The 16,182-nt window shown below is 57.5% G+C and carries 16 protein-coding genes; 9 read left to right on the top strand and 7 right to left on the bottom strand.

Annotated features, from left to right (window positions below):
• Positions 1–89 precede the first annotated feature (89 nt).
• Positions 90–1,097, top strand: coding sequence for an LLM class flavin-dependent oxidoreductase (locus NMAG_RS18795; protein WP_004214432.1), 1,008 nt, complete (start codon positions 90–92; stop codon positions 1,095–1,097).
• Between the two features lie 38 nt (positions 1,098–1,135).
• On the opposite strand, the gene NMAG_RS22260 is transcribed toward NMAG_RS18795, so the two are convergent.
• The gene (locus NMAG_RS22260) at positions 1,136–1,288 is read right to left on the bottom strand and encodes a hypothetical protein (RefSeq protein ID WP_160165655.1); all 153 of its coding nucleotides are present in this window, start codon (positions 1,286–1,288) and stop codon (positions 1,136–1,138) included.
• Between NMAG_RS22260 and NMAG_RS21795 the strand changes: the two genes are divergently transcribed.
• From NMAG_RS21795 to NMAG_RS18775, 4 genes are all read left to right on the top strand, one after another.
• Positions 1,271–1,474, top strand: coding sequence for a hypothetical protein (locus NMAG_RS21795; protein WP_148221943.1), 204 nt, complete (start codon positions 1,271–1,273; stop codon positions 1,472–1,474). The genes NMAG_RS22260 and NMAG_RS21795 overlap by 18 nt on opposite strands.
• A 359-nt stretch (positions 1,475–1,833) precedes the next feature.
• On the top strand, positions 1,834–2,811 hold the full coding sequence (locus tag NMAG_RS18785) for a hypothetical protein (protein ID WP_004214430.1): 978 nt from the start codon (positions 1,834–1,836) through the stop codon (positions 2,809–2,811).
• Positions 2,811–3,494, top strand: a complete 684-nt coding sequence (locus NMAG_RS21180) for a hypothetical protein (protein ID WP_012996926.1) — start codon at positions 2,811–2,813, stop codon at positions 3,492–3,494. The genes NMAG_RS18785 and NMAG_RS21180 overlap by 1 nt, the downstream gene beginning before the upstream one ends.
• Entirely contained in the window at positions 3,481–3,906 is a 426-nt protein-coding gene (locus tag NMAG_RS18775) for a hypothetical protein (RefSeq protein WP_004214428.1), read from the top strand. The genes NMAG_RS21180 and NMAG_RS18775 overlap by 14 nt, the downstream gene beginning before the upstream one ends.
• Before the next feature lie 792 nt (positions 3,907–4,698).
• Here the strand turns inward: NMAG_RS18775 and NMAG_RS18770 are convergent.
• The 3 genes from NMAG_RS18770 to NMAG_RS18760 all read right to left on the bottom strand — a co-directional run bounded on the left by NMAG_RS18770 (position 4,699) and on the right by NMAG_RS18760 (position 8,862).
• Entirely contained in the window at positions 4,699–5,739 is a 1,041-nt protein-coding gene (locus NMAG_RS18770) for an alpha-ketoacid dehydrogenase subunit beta (RefSeq protein WP_004214426.1), read from the bottom strand.
• Entirely contained in the window at positions 5,736–6,884 is a 1,149-nt protein-coding gene (pdhA, locus tag NMAG_RS18765) for a pyruvate dehydrogenase (acetyl-transferring) E1 component subunit alpha (protein WP_004214425.1), read from the bottom strand. Before pdhA ends, NMAG_RS18770 begins: the two co-directional genes overlap by 4 nt.
• 511 nt (positions 6,885–7,395) lie before the next feature.
• A complete protein-coding gene (locus NMAG_RS18760) occupies positions 7,396–8,862 on the bottom strand; it encodes a sodium-dependent transporter (protein ID WP_004214423.1) in 1,467 nt (488 codons plus the stop codon).
• Between the two features lie 379 nt (positions 8,863–9,241).
• On the opposite strand from NMAG_RS18760, the gene NMAG_RS18755 reads away from it, so the two are divergent.
• Positions 9,242–9,622: a hypothetical protein gene (locus NMAG_RS18755; protein WP_004214422.1), complete on the top strand. Its 381-nt coding sequence runs from the start codon at positions 9,242–9,244 to the stop codon at positions 9,620–9,622.
• 83 nt (positions 9,623–9,705) lie between these two features.
• Here the strand turns inward: NMAG_RS18755 and NMAG_RS18750 are convergent, their stop codons facing one another.
• Positions 9,706–10,920: an MFS transporter gene (locus tag NMAG_RS18750; protein WP_004214420.1), complete on the bottom strand. Its 1,215-nt coding sequence runs from the start codon at positions 10,918–10,920 to the stop codon at positions 9,706–9,708.
• A gap of 111 nt (positions 10,921–11,031) precedes the next feature.
• Positions 11,032–11,796: a hypothetical protein gene (locus NMAG_RS18745; RefSeq protein WP_004214419.1), complete on the bottom strand. Its 765-nt coding sequence runs from the start codon at positions 11,794–11,796 to the stop codon at positions 11,032–11,034.
• A gap of 316 nt (positions 11,797–12,112) precedes the next feature.
• Between NMAG_RS18745 and NMAG_RS18740 the strand changes: the two genes are divergently transcribed.
• From NMAG_RS18740 to NMAG_RS18730, 3 genes are all read left to right on the top strand, one after another.
• Positions 12,113–12,733 (top strand): DUF502 domain-containing protein, encoded by a 621-nt coding sequence (locus NMAG_RS18740; RefSeq protein WP_004214417.1) that lies wholly within the window; start codon positions 12,113–12,115, stop codon positions 12,731–12,733.
• 105 nt (positions 12,734–12,838) lie between these two features.
• Positions 12,839–13,483 (top strand): TetR/AcrR family transcriptional regulator, encoded by a 645-nt coding sequence (locus NMAG_RS18735; RefSeq protein ID WP_004214416.1) that lies wholly within the window; start codon positions 12,839–12,841, stop codon positions 13,481–13,483.
• Between the two features lie 281 nt (positions 13,484–13,764).
• Positions 13,765–14,166: a zinc ribbon domain-containing protein gene (locus NMAG_RS18730; RefSeq protein WP_004214414.1), complete on the top strand. Its 402-nt coding sequence runs from the start codon at positions 13,765–13,767 to the stop codon at positions 14,164–14,166.
• A 207-nt stretch (positions 14,167–14,373) separates the two neighbouring features.
• Here NMAG_RS18730 and NMAG_RS18725 read toward each other — a convergent pair whose 3' ends face one another.
• Positions 14,374–15,819 carry an MATE family efflux transporter gene (locus NMAG_RS18725; RefSeq protein ID WP_004214413.1) on the bottom strand — a complete coding sequence of 482 codons (1,446 nt, stop codon included), beginning with the start codon at positions 15,817–15,819 and terminating at the stop codon, positions 14,374–14,376.
• Between the last annotated feature and the right edge of the window lie 363 nt (positions 15,820–16,182).

The raw sequence follows: 16,182 nt of genomic DNA, 5'->3' as shown, positions 1-16,182 counted from the left end.
CTCGTGGTGCGCTCAACAAATCTCCGGGTTCGGACCATATCGTTGCAGTTCGTGTCAACGGTTAAGTTAGTTCACGTACACGTTGGCGTATGAAACTCGGTACTGGCCTCTTCACCGGCCAACGGCGACCGGACGACGACCGCGAGATGGCCGCGCTGTACGACGAACTTCGGACGGTCACACGCGAAGCCGAAGCCGCCGGACTCGACAGCGCGTGGGTCTCCGAACACCACTTCGCCGAGGACGGCTACCTCTCCGGGACGATGCCAACACTCGGCGCGATGGCCGCCGACACCGAGGAGATCGAAATCGGAAGCTGTGTCGCGCTCGGCCCGCTGTACGACCCGATCCATCTCGCAGAGGACGCCGCGACGGTCGACCTGCTCTCGGACGGCCGACTCACGCTCGGCCTCGCAATTGGCTCGAACCCTGACGAGTTCGACGTCTTCGGTGTCCCTCGTGAAGAGCGTGCGGAACGCCTCGCCGACCTCGTTTCGTTTCTCGACGGTGCCTGGAGTGCGGGGGAACTCGAGTACAACTCGAGTTTCCACGACATCCCGACAGATGTCTCGATCACGCCGAAGCCGACCGGCGACTCGGTTCCGATCATGCTCGGCGGGGCGGCCAAGCCGGCCGTGCGGCGCGCCGCTCGCACTGCGGAGGGCTGGTGTGCGCCCTCCTCGCTGCCTGTTGCGGGCGTACGAAAGCGCGTCGAGGACATCCGCCGAGTTCGCGACGAAGAAGGTATCGACGGCGAGTTCACGGTCTACGTCCTCCAGCACGGCTGGGTCGGCGACTCTCGCGAGGACGCCTGGGAAACCATGCGCGACGGCTACTTCTACATCCAGCGCCGCTACGAGGAAATATTCTCGGGTGAGTCCGTCGAGGACCTCGACGACGAGCGAAAACAGGAGCTGAAGGAGCAGGCTATCTTTGGCACCCCCGAGCAGGTGACGGCGGAACTCGAGTCCTACCGTGATGCGCTCGGCGACGACATCCACTTCATTTTCCGGACGGCACACCCGGGTGTCGGAACCGATGCGATGGTCGAGTGCGTCCGCCGACTCGGTGAGGAGGTTGCACCGCAGTTCCGCTAGTACCGCCCAAGACGGACAGGAACTCGAGATTCAGCTACTCATCCTTGACGGGAGGCACGATACCCAGATACGGATTCGGTGAGCAGGTAGGCGACCAGCGTGACGACGAGTACGATGTAGCCAAGGGACTCGAGTGGGATCATCCCGTCTTCGCCGCGGAGCGAGAGGTAGGAGTGGGAATCGCTGGGCACGAGTCCGACACCTCCGATGAGGTGGAATACGCCGAGAGCAAGGCAATAAACGTCCGTGACAATCTCGAGATCGAAGGGGGCGGGACGTGGTCAGTCTGCAACACCAACATAGACGTTGCAGAGCGAAATCTTCGACAGCTCCCCTATCAGGACCGGTACTGGTGGCGTATTGAGACGGCGATCTGATAGCTGAAGTAGGATTCCATTGGTCAATATGACTCTGTTAGTCCACAGGCCTGTGTCTTTTACCTCGGGACGGGGCAACTGTTGTTCAATTTCTGGACTCCACTCAACCACGACTCCCCTACTATTTCGACCACACCGGTATTTCGAGTAATCGTCTATAACACCTCCACGGAGTTCCTGAAGTCGACTTCGAGGCGGCAAAAGACAGACGCTGGCCTGAAATATTGTACCCAAATCAAAAGGTCCGTTAGATCTCCTTATTTAATAAAACACAGCAAATACTATATTAACTAACTCTAGTAAATATTCTCATTAACTTAATAGATACCTTTTAATACTATATTATAACAATATATTGTATGTCGAAAGACAACCCACTCCGCCGTCGTACAGTTCTCGCTGCGGCAGGAGCTTCGGCAACTGCTGGATTAACCACGGTTGCCGCTGCTCGCAATGGGGATCAACAACGAACCCCGGACGAGACCGAGAGTGCAACTCGGCACCTGACTGTCGAAGTCGAACGATACGGCGACAGATCACCCGCCGCGGTCGTGCCTGATCAGTTCGAGACGCTCGCCGATGATTCACAGTCGACGATCAACACCGCTATCGAAACCGGTCGAACCACTCGGTACGAACGACCATGGGTTCGTGGTACTGGCTTCGTCGTCGACGACGAATATTACCAGTACAACGTTTCATTTTCCGGTCGTAAAACAAGAGAGGCGCCGGTACTCGTCGCAGAATCCGTAGATGGAAAGGAACCCGGAACGGATTCCATCACCTCGATTGACGAGTTTACCTCCGCTGCTTGGGAAGCAATTCATGGTGCGATCGGCCGTGAGCGGTATCTGCACCTTCTCGAAACGGAAACCAACACTTCAGTCGACGACACAATGCCCCGCCAGCGCGGGTACGTGTTCGGCGCGTCAGAGAACGTCCCAACCCAGTTGGCCGGCGTGGATTTCCCACACTATGTCCAAGACGAAACCGGGGACTACTACCGACTTTCCCTCAGATCAACGCAGGCAAACGTAGCGATTTACCACGTCCGTACCGAATCTGTCGCGAAGACGGCTGCGGAATTCGACGAGTGGTTCTCCACTGAGCAACTCGTTCTGGACGATCAACTGTCTCTACTCTCAACTCAAGAGCAAGATATACTCACATTTGCAAGTGAGGGGGGTATCACCGAGAAAGGTGAGCCGAGCGAGGCAGTCACACAGTTCCTCAAGCGCATTGGGATCGATCCGGCCGCGCCACTTGATGATAGTCGCTGGGCGAGAATCGGTCCGGAACTTTTGTTTATCGACATCACAACGGGGGTGGGTTGCTAATGTCCAGTCCAGCGTTGGATGTAACATTGTTCAGGGACGAGGATGTCGACAATGACACCCTCATCGTAGCGTCGGACGCCATTGGAAATCTCGCAGACCAACTTGGGACTGACTCATCAGCTACACCTCGCGGCAAACGAGATGGGCCCGACCACGATGACTACGATGGTTATCTGAGTGAACTTGAGGATGAGGATGTACCTGGAGTCAACGTCGACTTCATTCCCGATGGGAATCAGGGGCTCCTTCTCTACAAACGCGACTTGGACAGCGATGTCACAATGGGTGCCAGCCGGAGTCGGCTCCGCTCCGATGATACCTGCTACGCAGTCGTCAATGCGCAGCTTATGGAGAGTATTGTTGGGAGCGAGAGTGCATTTAGGAATGCAGTCAAGCACGAACTCCTCCACTCGTTGATGAACGGCGACGACAACTGTCCAGGAACGCACGGTCCAAGAAGTGACGATCATTCCTGTGGTCACGTTGAGGACTCCTTGTTTCAGGCAACTATTACGCCGATGGCGACGGGGTATGCACTTTCGCTTCCCGGGGTTGGCACCAATCCCCCACCGTCTGAATTCTGTGGGTACGAAGATGACCCGTCAGGGGATCCCAACTGGACACCTGACCTCTCCGAGTGTACCGAATCAGAAGCTACTCGTTGGTTAAATGAAGAATATTGAATTGATGCTCGACACACGTCGGTCGTTCCTGAGAAACGCGACAGCCGCCGGAACAATACTCACAGTTGGCTGTCTGGATGCCGAAGGTGAAGAGCCAACGTACATCTCCGTCAGCAATCGGTACGAAGATCAAGTTATGATCGACGTCATGATCACTAACGTCGATACCGGGGAAGTCGTCTACGACGAGGCGTTGGAGTTCGATGGTTTTGCTGGAGCAGAGGAGGATGGATCACCACCGAGAAAGCAACCTGATCTTGGCATCGAAGAGGCATTCGAAGCAACCGTGACCGTTGTCACCGATTGGGATAGCAATGAACTCACAGGCGACATTGGCCCAAGTGGGGGTTCCTGGATCAGCGTTTTACACGGGTCCGACGCCAAACTCAACATCTCAAAGACCGTCGTCTAATCACCCGAGTATTCGATTTTGATTGTTTTTGAAAGTAAGAAAAACACGGGATTTTAGCCACCTATTTGGAATTCACATCGGAAGAAAAGGTGTGCACCCAGGGGTTCTCGGTTACTGATTTTCCGCTCGAAGGTAGCAGTCGGGACTGATATCGATTATCTCTACGATGTTCCTGCTACGCAACAACCTCCGTTCGGAGGGTCGCTACGTCCTAGACCCACCGATCAAAACACTGTCGTTTGAGTAAGTCTAGTTTGATTCGGTCATATTTAGATATAGTAACAACTGCACCTATTTACACACTGATCGCACGACGGCTGTGCGATCAGGTGCGAAGTGACTTGCAGTGGCTGCTATAGTTCCCACTCTTAGATGTAAGGAAGGTCATATAATAACTTTCACGATACATGATTCGCCGTCTTAATTATGAGGAAACCAATGGCTGAGGGAGTGTGAGAAGAGTCAGTGATCGACAGCAAGCCCTCGGTTCGTTCTATGAGACTAAGAGTTACTAATGTCTGAAGTCGGATGTGACGGTAATCTCACAGGATGCGGCTCAGTATTGCTAGAACAAAGCTATGCTTGTCATAGCGATACCCCGATTAGCTGGATGTGGACAGGTATCGCGGGAGATTATATGCCAACTTCGAAGTTCCGACTCACATGTCTTGTATGATGATTAATCGATGAACGAATTTACTTAGAAACCACGCCAGTTCTTGTGACGGAACTCCCAGATAACTTCTGAACCCAACCAGTGGGCTTTGACCGATTTCGTGGTGCCAATATGCCCTAAAATGAGACTGCCTCGCGAATGCCCTCCTGGATCCGGAGCGCCTGCGGCAGATAGTAGTCCTCGAGTTCGTGCAGCGGCATCGGCACGTCGTAGCCGGCGACGCGGCTGATCGGAGCCTCCTGGTGCAAGAGCGCTTCCTCCTGAATCGTCGCTGCGATTTCTGCCCCCAGTCCGGCTGTTTTCGGCGCTTCGTGGACGATGACGGCGCGGCCAGTCTTCTCGAACGAGTCGACGACGGTTTCTACGTCCAGCGGGGAGAGCGTCCGCAGGTCGACGACTTCGACGTCGATACCGTCCTCGTCGGCGACGTTATCCGCGGCGATAAGCGTCGGATGAACCATCGCACCCCATGTGTAGACCGTCACGTCCGAGCCTTCTCGCCTGATAGACGCCTCGCCGAGCGGTGTCCCGTACGCATCCGTCGGCACATCCTCACGGAAGGCGCGATAGACCAGCTTCGGTTCGAGGAAGACGACCGGATCCGGATCACGAATCGACGCGATAAGCAGCCCCTTCGCGTCCGCGGGCGTGCTCGGAACGACGACTTTCAGACCGGGTTCGTGGACGAAGAACGCCTCCTTGGACTCGGAGTGGTGCTCCGGTGCGCGGATGCCGCCGCCGTAGGGTGCACGAACCACCATCGGCACCGTGTACTGGCCGTGACTTCGGCTTCGCATCCGCGCCGCGTGACTGACGAGCTGGTCGAACGCCGGGTAGGCAAACCCCATGAACTGCAACTCCGCAACCGGCCGCATCTCCGTCATAGCGAGTCCGATCGCCGTACCGACGATTCCCGACTCCGCGAGTGGGGTGTCCACGACGCGCTCGCCGCCGAAGGACTCGAGTAACCCTGCAGTTGCGCGGAAGACGCCACCGTTTTCGGCGACGTCTTCGCCGAGGACCATGACGCGTTCGTTGCGGGCCATTTCGGTGTGGAGGGCGTGGCGGACGGCTTCGACGAGGTTCATCGTCTCGGTTGCGGATTCGGTCTGAGAATCGCGAGGTGTCGTCGACTCGTCGGGGCTTTTCGAACTCATTCTAACACCTCGTGGAACGCGTCGTCGCCGTACTTCTCGCGGAGGGACTCGAGTTCGGCTCGCTGCTCACGAAGGCGAGCAGGAAGTACGTCGTAGACGTGATCGAACATCGTCGCCGGGTCTGTCGTTGCTGCTTCGACGGACTCGACCGCCTCGGTGAGCTGTGTCTCGATCCGTTCGTCGATTTCGGCTTCCAGGTCGTCGTCGAGCAGTCCCCTGTTGGTGAGGAAGTTCTGCATTCGGTCGAGCGGGTCTTTCTCGCGCCAGTCCTCGGCCTCGTCTTCCTCGCGGTACGTTGATGGGTCGTCGGCGGTCGTGTGTGCGCCGTAGCGGTACTGGACGGCCTCGATGAGCGTGGGCCGCCGTTCGTCGTCGGCCGGGTTCTTCGCCTTCTGGAGTGCTGCACGCGTTACTGCGTAGACGGCGAGCGGGTCGAGGCCGTCGACTCGGACCCCCTCTATTCCGTACGCTGCGGCCTTCTGGGCGATGGTTTCACTGGCAGTCTGGTGTTCGCGAGGGACCGAAATCGCCCACTGGTTGTTGTTACAGACGAAGACGGTGGGGACGTCGAAGACGCCGGCGAAGTTGAGGCCCTCGTGGAAGTCGCCTTCGGAGGTCGCCCCGTCGCCGAAGTGACAGAGGACGGCAGTATCCGTCTCTCCCTGTCGTTGCTTCCCCCAGGCCATACCGGTGGCCTGTGGTACCTGCGTTGCGATCGGAATATATTCTGGCATGACGTTTACGTCGTCGGGAATCGCGTACCCTTCCCGCAGACCACACAGTGGCTTCAACAGCGATGCGAGATCCATTCCGTGGACGTACTTGGCGGCGTGCTCTCGATACGTCGGGAGGAGCCAGTCTTGCGCTGCCAACGCGTACCCGGTTGCGACCTGTGCTCCTTCCTGTCCTGTCATCGGCGCGTACGTCGCGATCCGTCCCTGTCGTTGCAGGCTGATCGCCCGCTGATCGAATCGGCGAGCGAGTTTGATGTCTTCGTACATCGCGATCAGGTCGCCGTCCGAAAGGTCTGGAACCGTCGCGTTCGACAGCACGGTTCCGTCCGCGTCCAGAATCTGGAGTGGATCGGCCGTGCCGTGTGCCGTTGCACTGTCTGGTTGCTGGTCCGCTTCGTTTTGCGTGCTCATTGTCGTCGGATGTTTCGCATCTCCGAATGCGTCGCTCTGGCTGTTGCTACCGGGACACTCTCAGCCCTGATCCGGATCGAGAGCGCCGGGGAATCGGTTCGTCGCCGTCGGTCGCTGTTACCGGCCGGCGTCACCATCGGTTGCTCCCTGCGACCGCACGTGAGATATGCGTCGCAGCGACAGCGGGGAAGTGTCCTGAATCGACCGCATCGCACGTGAAATCGAACGCCCCGCCAGCGCCGCTTGCCGTGTCCACCGTGTCCAGAGGAACTGTGTCACCCAGTCTGAACTCACTCGCAGAAACTGGCCACTGGCGCCACACTCCTCCGTTGTGCTGGCGGGTACCATATGAAAGCTAGTCATCAATCATCTACTTAATAGTACCGTGGTAACCAATCGCAATAATACGGTCGAACGGCCTCATACGGACGCCTATCCACAGATAACGCGGTTACGGAACGGGGGTGTACAGGACTGTACTCGAGCCCACACTCGACCACTCGGCTCCACGTTAGTCGGCAGATTCGGTTTTTGGATCAGTCTCCGCTTCAGTTTCGGTATCGGTCGTCGCTTGCTGTGACTCGTTGTCGGTGGACCAGACGATGAGCCCGACGAACGAGACGGCGGTGACGAGTGTGAGTGCGACGAGCGTTTCGGTGTCCGGGCTGTAGCCGAACAGTCGGAGACTGTCGCTGTAGAACGTAAACAGCAGGAATGTTGGGAAAACCGTTCCGAGGGCGTATCGCCATGGAACTGCGATCGAGCGAGCGATCGTTCCAGCGCCGTTGCGGAACTCCTCGACTGCATCTGGACCGAGCACCCACGCGACGTAGAACATGAAACCGGTCAGTCCGATCGTCAGCAGGAGGTCGACGAGCTGATCGGCGACGAGCGTGAACACCGCAGCGCTGAAGGCGTTGAACGCGCCAGTGACCCCGACAACGCTGAGGAGGGCTCCTGTTGCGACGGAGCGGTTCACGTCGAACTCGTCGACGAGGAACGAGACGGGAATCTCGAGCATGCTGATCAGGCTGGTAATTGCGGCGAGCAGCACGACGAGGAAGAAGACGGCACCGAAGAGCCAGCCAGCCGGCAGTTGTGCGAACGCGCCGGCGATACCGACGAATAGCGCGCCGGGACCGCCCGCGGTTGGGCCGTCAGCGAACGAGAAGAGGAGCGGAAACAGGAGCAGTCCTGAGAGGATACCGATACCGAGGTTGAGACTGGCAATCGCGGTAGCATCGAACGGAAGCGAGCGGTCGTCATCGATGTAGGACGCGTACGTGATCATCGTCCCACCGCCGATCGAGAGGGTAAACAGCGCCTGGCCGGCGGCAGCGCCGAGGACCGAGAAGAAGTTGTTCGAGAGGTAGTGGGCATCGAAGTCGAGGAAGAACTCGTAGCCCGCTGCTGCGCCGGGTTGCTGGGACGCCCAGATCGTCAGGCCGACGAGAAGTATCACGATCCCAATCATCATCGATTTCGTCGCGGCTTCGATACCGCGGCGGACGCCAGCCATGACGATCCCAGCGGTGACGCCGAGAACGAACAACTGGTAGACGAACGCCTCGAGTCCGTAGCTAATCGTGTCGAAGTGCGTTCCCGGATCGGCGAAGTACGCACCAGTAAAGCTCTCGACGAAGTACCGGAGGATCCACCCGCCGACCACGCTGTAGAACGACAGGAGTGCAATCGCCGTAACAACGCAGAGAAAACCCAGCGCAGTCCATGCACGAGATCCCGTCAGTGTCTTGAACGCGCCGACAGGATTTCGGTTCGATCGGCGGCCAATGACGAACGCGGCCATCAGGCCAGGAACCCCGACGACGAGAACGATGAGAACGTACAGCAACAAGAACGCGCTCCCACCGTTTTCAGCTGTCATCCAGGGGAACCGCCAGATATTCCCCAGTCCGACTGCGCTCCCGACGGCGGCCAAAATGAATCCGAGTCGGGTTCCCCACGTCTCTCGTGTCATCTTGTCTCATGGGTCCGACTGAACGGCTAAAAGGCCTTCTATCGATTTGGTATGATGATATATGTTGATTGTAGACTGTTATATTAGGGCGGTGGAGAGACGATTCGGTTGAACTGTTTGCTGTCTAACCAGGTGTTGGCCCCTATACGGCGTGGGCGACAATATTCGACACTTTTAATCTTGTAAATATATGCCTCCTGTCTATTCAAACCCATATAACAACCGGACAATACCACTAGTCACTCAGACATATCCCATAGTCTACCAGGGTTATGATGTTCTTGTAGCGATCGAACGCCGCTGGCAATGACTCGTCAGTAGACCCAGTCTGTGGGACAACACCAATACTTCTTGGTCGGTCAGTACACAATTCTTTTCTATGGGAGAAACACCCTCACTCGCACGGAACGGTTCGCTCGCAGTTGGCGCTGGATTGCTCGTTCTCGGTGGCGGCGCGTACGTCGGTTCCAGTTTCGAGAGCGTTACCGCACTCATCCCGGCGCTATTCGGCCTCCTCGTCATTGGCCTGCGACTTGGTGGTGACGCGATTGGTCGAGACCGACTCGCAACGTACGGAATCGGCGCACTCGCAGTCGCCGGTATTCTCGGCTCTGCACGTGGTGTTTCGGATCTCATCGCGTTGCTCACGGGTGGTGCAGTCGACTCTACCATCGCAACTGTCTCGCAAGGACTGATGATTGCGCTCTGTCTCGTACTCCTCGGTATCGTCGTTCAAGCGATCCGAACGGCGGAAGCGTAACCCTGTTCTCGGCAGTCAGTAGTCAGCAATCAGTAGTCAGCAATCAGTAGTCAGCAATCAGTAGTCAGCAATCAGCAGCCTCTTCAGGACTGAGTCGATGCGCCTCCAGCAGTTCCGACGACCACAGCCCAGAACGAGACGATTGTCACCCCGAGTGTGAGCAAGATTGCGACGGTGTAGCTCTCGGTGTAGGCGACGCTCGCCGTTCCAAGTGGCGGCATCGCCAGCGCACCGATCCCACCGCCGACGTTGAAGACACCGATAATCGCAGTGTCTTTCTCGGGATTGTAGGTCTCCATCAGCAACGGGATGTACAGGGTTGCACAGCCACCGAGACCCAACCCGATACTGAAGACAGCAACGGTGAGTATCGCGTACTGCGGGACGAGCAACAGGACGATTCCGACGGCGGCACAGCCGAGTGATGCGAGAAACGCCCGACGCGACCCGACAATATCGGCGATATACCCACCACCGATTCGGGAGATAATACTCACGCCACCGATCAGGCCGAACAACGTTGACGCCCCAGCTTCGGTCAACCCGCGCGCAGCGAACAGGTCGATCGCGTACGCCGCAAGGAGCTGATACCAGGCAAACGCCAGTGACATCCCCACGAAGAGCAACTGGAAGGTTCGCGCCCTGATGAGTCCGCTGAGCCAGGACACGAGCGCGCTATTCGAGTCCGTCGACCGTGTGGCCCAGGGTGGTCGCCGACAGAGCAGGCTTGCAAGGAAGAACGCGCTGGCCGTCGTCGCTATGATGATCAGGAAACCCTCGCGAACACCAACGGTGCTGAGTGCGTACTGCCAGATTGGTGGCAGAACGAACAATCCGAGCCCGTTACCGACGAAGATCAATCCAGTTGCAGCGCCCCGCCGCTCGTCGAACCACCGCGGAACGACGGATGCGACCAGCACGAAAACGGTCCCCAGCGCGAGTCCGAGGGCTGCAAAGACGAACGTAAGCCCGAGATACGAGTCGACTGCGTACAGTGAGGGCGCGAGAAGTGCTGTTACGATGGTACACACCAGCAGTACGCCTCGAACGGGGAGCCGTGCGGCGAAGATGCCGACGAGTCCGGAGCCAATAAAGAAGGTGAACAACATGACCGCGAAAACACCGGAAAGAGCGACGGGAGAGACGGCGAACGTCTCGCTGAACGGCTGCTGGAAAATGCCGTAGGAGAGCGGTGTACCGAACGTAAACACCATCGCAATCGCACCGGCGAGTGCAACGCCCCAGCTACGACGGCTGTCGGGTTCGGGTGACGGTGTCGAGACGGTACTCACGTCCATGAATAGGCAGACTCCCTGCGAAAAGATTCCGTTTCCAGACAAATCCGCCACTGGTGGGCTGCTTGTGTCTCCGTAGCCGTCAGCGCAGACGACCACAGCGACAGCGGCAGTTCAGAGCGAGAACAAAATCAGCGCGTAGACGAGCGATCCCAGCGCGAACGCCCAGAATCGACTCTCGCGTGTTCGCGGGAGTTCGTCTTTGATCGCGTTGAAGATCACGCCACCGGTGAGAAAGCCGAGCAAGACGGTAAACGCTGCATCGGAGAGCGTGTAGACGAGCGCGACGAGGCCACCCGCGATGACGGCACCGGCAAGAATCCACTGTCCAACGTTGTTATAGAGCTTATGATAGTGTTGTTCCATCGCTTCGTCGTTCCCAAAGAGGTGAAATCCCATTGCGAACGCGAAGAGCAGGGTGCTCTCCGTTCCGGTTCGTCCCTGCACAATCACATATCCGATGAACGCATTGTACACGACGAAGCCACCGATGTGGGCCCAGAACACCGAGTGATCGCTGATGCCCATGTCCTTCAGTGGCGATGGGAGATCTGTTGCCTGCGAGAGCGTTGCGACGCGCTCCAGTCCGTAGAACAACGCAATGCCGATGAACACGAGACCGTAGATATGCTCTGCAGTAAGCGTGGCGACAATCAGATCCACGTCTTCAAGTGCATCCCGATGCGCGTCGAGTTCTGGAAAGAGATGGAGGAATGCGTAGACGATCGAGATACCGCCGGCCGCAGAGAGGCTGCTCCCTCGTGAGACGAACGGCACACCGGGGAGAGACGCTGGGAGGAGATGAACGAGTGCGATCCCCAGGATGAGTCCCGCCACCAGGAGTTCGTCAAGCACCACCGCTACCATCTCCGTCATCATCACCACTACCGCGAGCACACCCATCGTAAAGGCAATTCGATGGCTGCGTATGGTTCCTTTTTCGCTGCGAATGCCGGGTAGAGTGGTCCGCAGCGCCAGTGCAGAGTGTTCCGGACCGGCGCCAGTAGTAACGTTTATTTCGACACTGACTAATCGTTCAGTCATCGACGACAGTCGTCAGGTATCAATGGGTCCTCGGAATCGATCAGCAGCGAAACTGGATGGCGATCACAGACATATCCAGCTGACGTTCGGAAAGGTTGATAGCACGCGCACCAGTACTGGTGTGTACTGTCAGACTGGAGGACTCGAGTAGATGTCGGCATGGAAACGCGACTTCGTCAGCGGACTCATCGTTCTTGGCCCGATACTCGTCACGTTGTTCGTCCTCTACTTCATCTATAGTTTCGTCGAGGGACTGACGCCCGAGTTTCTCATTCCGGCGGAACTCCTCGATCATCTCATCGAGAACCCTGCCGTTCGCGATCAAGCGATCGAAATCTTGCGCGTTGTCCTCTCACTGGCGACGCTGTTCGTTGTTATCGGTATCGCTGGGTTCCTGATGCGAACGACCATCGGAACGGTCTCTGAGCGTATTCTCGATGCGGGCGCAAACCGGCTGCCTGGAATCCGCGTCGTCTACAACGCGTCCAAAACCGCCTCCGAGACTGCCTTCGGAGAACAGGAGCAGCTTCAGGAGCCGGTCAAGCTCGAAGTCTGGGACGGGCTCCGCATGACGGCGTTCAAAACGGGCCGTACGACAACCGACGGCAAGGAAGTCATTTTCATCCCAACTTCACCGAACATCACGACCGGATTCCTCATCGAGGTTCACCAATCGGAACTCACCGAACTCGAGGAATCGACTGGCGATGCATTGACCCGTGTGTTGAGTGCCGGCTTCGGCGACGCCAATGATAGAAACTCGAGCAGTTGACGCAGGTGTGTTTTATCTGACCATTCAATTTATTTACTGCACGGTAGCGCACGGCGACACAACGGGAACCTGAAGTATTTACGTCTCATTGTCGAGTATAGCGATATGGCAGATACATCGGACACGGATCATACAGCAACCATCGCCGAGGAACGAGACGACACGACCGAGGCGATCATGGAAGCCGTCTACCTCGCACTTTCGAAACACGGCTATCCGGAGACGACGATGTCCCGAATCGCTGCCGAGTTCGAGAAGAGCAAGTCGTTGCTGTACTACCACTACGACGGCAAAGAGGAGATTCTCAACGACTTCTTTGCGTTCGTCTGCGAGGAACTCGAGACGTCCTTCGAGGACGACACCCACGATGATCCGTTCGAACAGCTCACCGATCTGCTAACCCGGATTCTCCCTGCCGACCTTGACGACGAAGCGATCCAGTTCAGGCAGGCTTTTTTCGAAATTCGCTCACAGGCACCGCACAACCAGTCCTACTACGACCAGATTCTGCGCACTGACGAGATTTTCATTACAGCGCTCACCGAAACACTCGAGTGGGGCGTCGAGTCGGGTCGATTCGTCGATATCGATCCGGAGCGACAGGCAGAGCTCATCTTCTCGACGGTTTCTGGCATTATGGAACGCGGTGTGACGCTCGAAGATCAAGCATTGATCGAACGGAATCGGGCTGTGTTGCTCGACCAACTCGAGCAGACACTGCTCGCTGCGGAGGGGTGTGACGACGCCTGAACCGAACACTGCTTTCTGAACTGATTTGACACCACGTGTCTGACGGTCTGTGGGCTGGTGTATCCGTATTGTCTGACTGCGTGATGCTGGTTTTGGCCGTTCTTGGGCCGTTCTTGGGCTGTTTTGGGCTGTTTTGGGCTGTTTTGGGCTGTTCTGTGCTGTTCTCGTGCGCTTTCTGCTGTTCATGGCTGTTCTGTGCCGCTCGCAAACTGTTCTCGTTCACACACTCTCAACAGGGAGCCACAGGAAGACTTACGGCTGACCAGTCATTCAGTACCTGTATGGATCAGGCGCAGTCTCACTCTCAGACACAATCGAAATCCCGCAAGCGGCCCTGGCTTGCGGCTGTTCTCGGTCTTCTCATTACTGGTCTCGGCCAGATATATCTCCGGCGCTGGCTTCGCGCACTCGGCTGGCTCGCGCTTGCCTTCCTCGTTGGCGGGCTGTTCGTCCCCGAATCCGTCCTCACCGATCCGATGCAGGCCTCGTTCTGGGATGCGGCCCCGCTGCTTGCTGTCGGCGTCGCGAGCGTGCTCGACGCCTACGTGCTGGCACGCCAGCACAACCGCCAGATCGAGGTACAGGAAGCGAACCTCTGTGCCTCTTGCCACCGGGAACTCGAAGACGACGTGTCGTTCTGCCCGTGGTGTGCGACCGAGACGCCGACGACAGCCGATCACTAATCGTTTCGTTCTCTTTTCCGCTTCCACTCATTGCGTGTTCTCCGCCTGAGATGTGAGTACTGTCGACGCTAGTGAACACACGGACGAAAGCCAGCAACACACAATCTCGTGCTGGCACTGTCGTGGTTTCGAAAGTCGGGTGTTTCGATTGTCGCGATGGTCGCCATGGTCGCCATGGTCGCGATAGTCGCAAGAGACGAATTCACCCTAGTCGTCGGCGACTGCAGCATCCGGACGGTACGTCTGGCTGATAGACTTCCACTTGTCCGTCCGGAAACGCCAGTAGTTGATCGCCGCGGGGATCGTTGTCTCTGCGATGAAGGCGAGGTACAGCCCCCAGTAGCCCAGTGATGTGGTCGCACCAAGGTACGCGAGCGGGATCGATCCGAGGAACATCCCGATGAACTGACTGGCGAACGGTACGTTCGTATCACCACTTGCGTCGAGCGGCCCGGCGGCGGCACCGGCGACGCCCTGGAAGACAACGGCGACACAGGCCGCGTAGACGAGGTCCGTGGCGATCGGAATTTCCGCACTGGTTGGGTCGTCCGCGAACAGGACGACGATCTGGTCGGCGAACAGCGCGATCACGATCGCCGAGACGATGTACGTGGCAACAGCGAAGCGAATGATATCGCGACCGTACGCCTCTGCCAACTGTTCGTTGTTCTGGCCAAGTTCCTGGCCGACCAGACTCGAGGATGCCAGGCCGAAGCCCCAGCCGGGCGTGTTCATGATACCCCAGATCCGGCGGGCGATAACGAACGCGGCGACTGTATTCTCGCCGAAGATATTCAGGATCCCGAGCATGGGGAATTCGGCGACGACCCAGACGAGGTTTCGGCCACCCACGGGGAGCCCGATTTTGACGATGTTTCGAATGGTCTCTGGATCGAGATACGAACCGAACGGGTCGATTTTAACCGGAAAGTCGCCGACGCCAGGGAGTGTCCCGTAACTGAGGCCGATAGCGAACCCTGCTGTCACTGCGAGGTTTGCCAGGACGGTTCCGGCGGCAGCGCCGGCGACACCCAGGTCGAGCCCAAAGATAAACACCGCGCTCAAGATGATGTTGAGAACCGCACCGCCGGCACGAACCTGCATTGCCGTGTAGGAGTCATCTGCTCCAACCAGGACGCGGCTGCCGACGAGGTTGAGCCCCGCGAACGGAATCCCGAGTGCCACGTACTGCAGATACGTCGCCCCGTGATTGATCGCCGCCTCGTTATTGGTGATCAGCGAAATGAACTCTTCTGGAAACGTCCAGAACAGTCCCAGCACTGGGAGGCTGATCACGAGAACGAGCAGTGTACTCGAGCGGACGGCGAGTCCGAGTTCCTCGTAGGCTTCAGCACCGTACCGCTGGGAGACGAGTGCAATCGTCCCGCCGGCGACACCGCCGCCAATCGCGAAGGCAAGCCCCCAGAAGGGACCCGCAAAGCCAACACCTGCAACTGCTGAGGTGCCGACTGCAACGCCGACCATCGCGACGTCGACGGCACTTTTCGACATGCGAGCGATACCAGTGATGATGCGCGGCCAGGCGAGCACGGTCGTCCGGATGGCGCGTTCGCGATCTATCAACCCAAGGCGCGCGAGAGCGAGACCGATATAGAGGATCGTCAGCCGCAGCGGATTCGGGAACCGAGTCACGGATAAGTACCAGTTCCTTATCCTATTTGTTCAAAGGAGTTCGTTAGCCGGCAACCCGCGAACCCTATCTATGGCTCCTGTTCTCCAGTAACATGGCATATCAGAACTAGCCACAACCACGCTCTGTCATGTCGGTTACGGTACACCACCGAAACCAAATACGGTCTAGCAGCCGTCCGATCTGACCCCAATCCGTTTTTCCTATCAACTGTGCCTACTAACTCATAATCTGTACACTGATCTGATCGTTCTGGGATGGTGAACTTAGCTGACTAGCTAGTTAGGCTGTCTAGTTAGACTAACTCGCTAGCGGTTGTTGCTAGTCCTCAAACCTGTTGAGTGTCATCACTGTCTTTGGTTGCC

This window comes from Natrialba magadii ATCC 43099 (assembly GCF_000025625.1).
In the GTDB taxonomy this organism is placed as follows: domain Archaea; phylum Halobacteriota; class Halobacteria; order Halobacteriales; family Natrialbaceae; genus Natrialba; species Natrialba magadii.
This window is presented reverse-complemented; position numbering and strand designations above follow the sequence as displayed.

What these genes read in the sequence shown, in the direction of transcription:
- NMAG_RS18795 (WP_004214432.1), top strand. Translation starts at nt 90, where the DNA reads ATGAAACTCGGTACTGGCCTCTTCACCGGCCAACGGCGACCGGACGAC.
- NMAG_RS18785 (WP_004214430.1), top strand. Translation starts at nt 1,834, where the DNA reads ATGTCGAAAGACAACCCACTCCGCCGTCGTACAGTTCTCGCTGCGGCA.
- NMAG_RS21180 (WP_012996926.1), top strand. Translation starts at nt 2,811, where the DNA reads ATGTCCAGTCCAGCGTTGGATGTAACATTGTTCAGGGACGAGGATGTC.
- NMAG_RS18775 (WP_004214428.1), top strand. Translation starts at nt 3,481, where the DNA reads ATGAAGAATATTGAATTGATGCTCGACACACGTCGGTCGTTCCTGAGA.
- NMAG_RS18770 (WP_004214426.1), bottom strand. Translation starts at nt 5,739, where the DNA reads ATGAGTTCGAAAAGCCCCGACGAGTCGACGACACCTCGCGATTCTCAG.
- pdhA (WP_004214425.1), bottom strand. Translation starts at nt 6,884, where the DNA reads ATGAGCACGCAAAACGAAGCGGACCAGCAACCAGACAGTGCAACGGCA.
- NMAG_RS18760 (WP_004214423.1), bottom strand. Translation starts at nt 8,862, where the DNA reads ATGACACGAGAGACGTGGGGAACCCGACTCGGATTCATTTTGGCCGCC.
- NMAG_RS18755 (WP_004214422.1), top strand. Translation starts at nt 9,242, where the DNA reads ATGGGAGAAACACCCTCACTCGCACGGAACGGTTCGCTCGCAGTTGGC.
- NMAG_RS18750 (WP_004214420.1), bottom strand. Translation starts at nt 10,920, where the DNA reads ATGGACGTGAGTACCGTCTCGACACCGTCACCCGAACCCGACAGCCGT.
- NMAG_RS18745 (WP_004214419.1), bottom strand. Translation starts at nt 11,796, where the DNA reads ATGATGACGGAGATGGTAGCGGTGGTGCTTGACGAACTCCTGGTGGCG.
- NMAG_RS18740 (WP_004214417.1), top strand. Translation starts at nt 12,113, where the DNA reads ATGTCGGCATGGAAACGCGACTTCGTCAGCGGACTCATCGTTCTTGGC.
- NMAG_RS18735 (WP_004214416.1), top strand. Translation starts at nt 12,839, where the DNA reads ATGGCAGATACATCGGACACGGATCATACAGCAACCATCGCCGAGGAA.
- NMAG_RS18730 (WP_004214414.1), top strand. Translation starts at nt 13,765, where the DNA reads ATGGATCAGGCGCAGTCTCACTCTCAGACACAATCGAAATCCCGCAAG.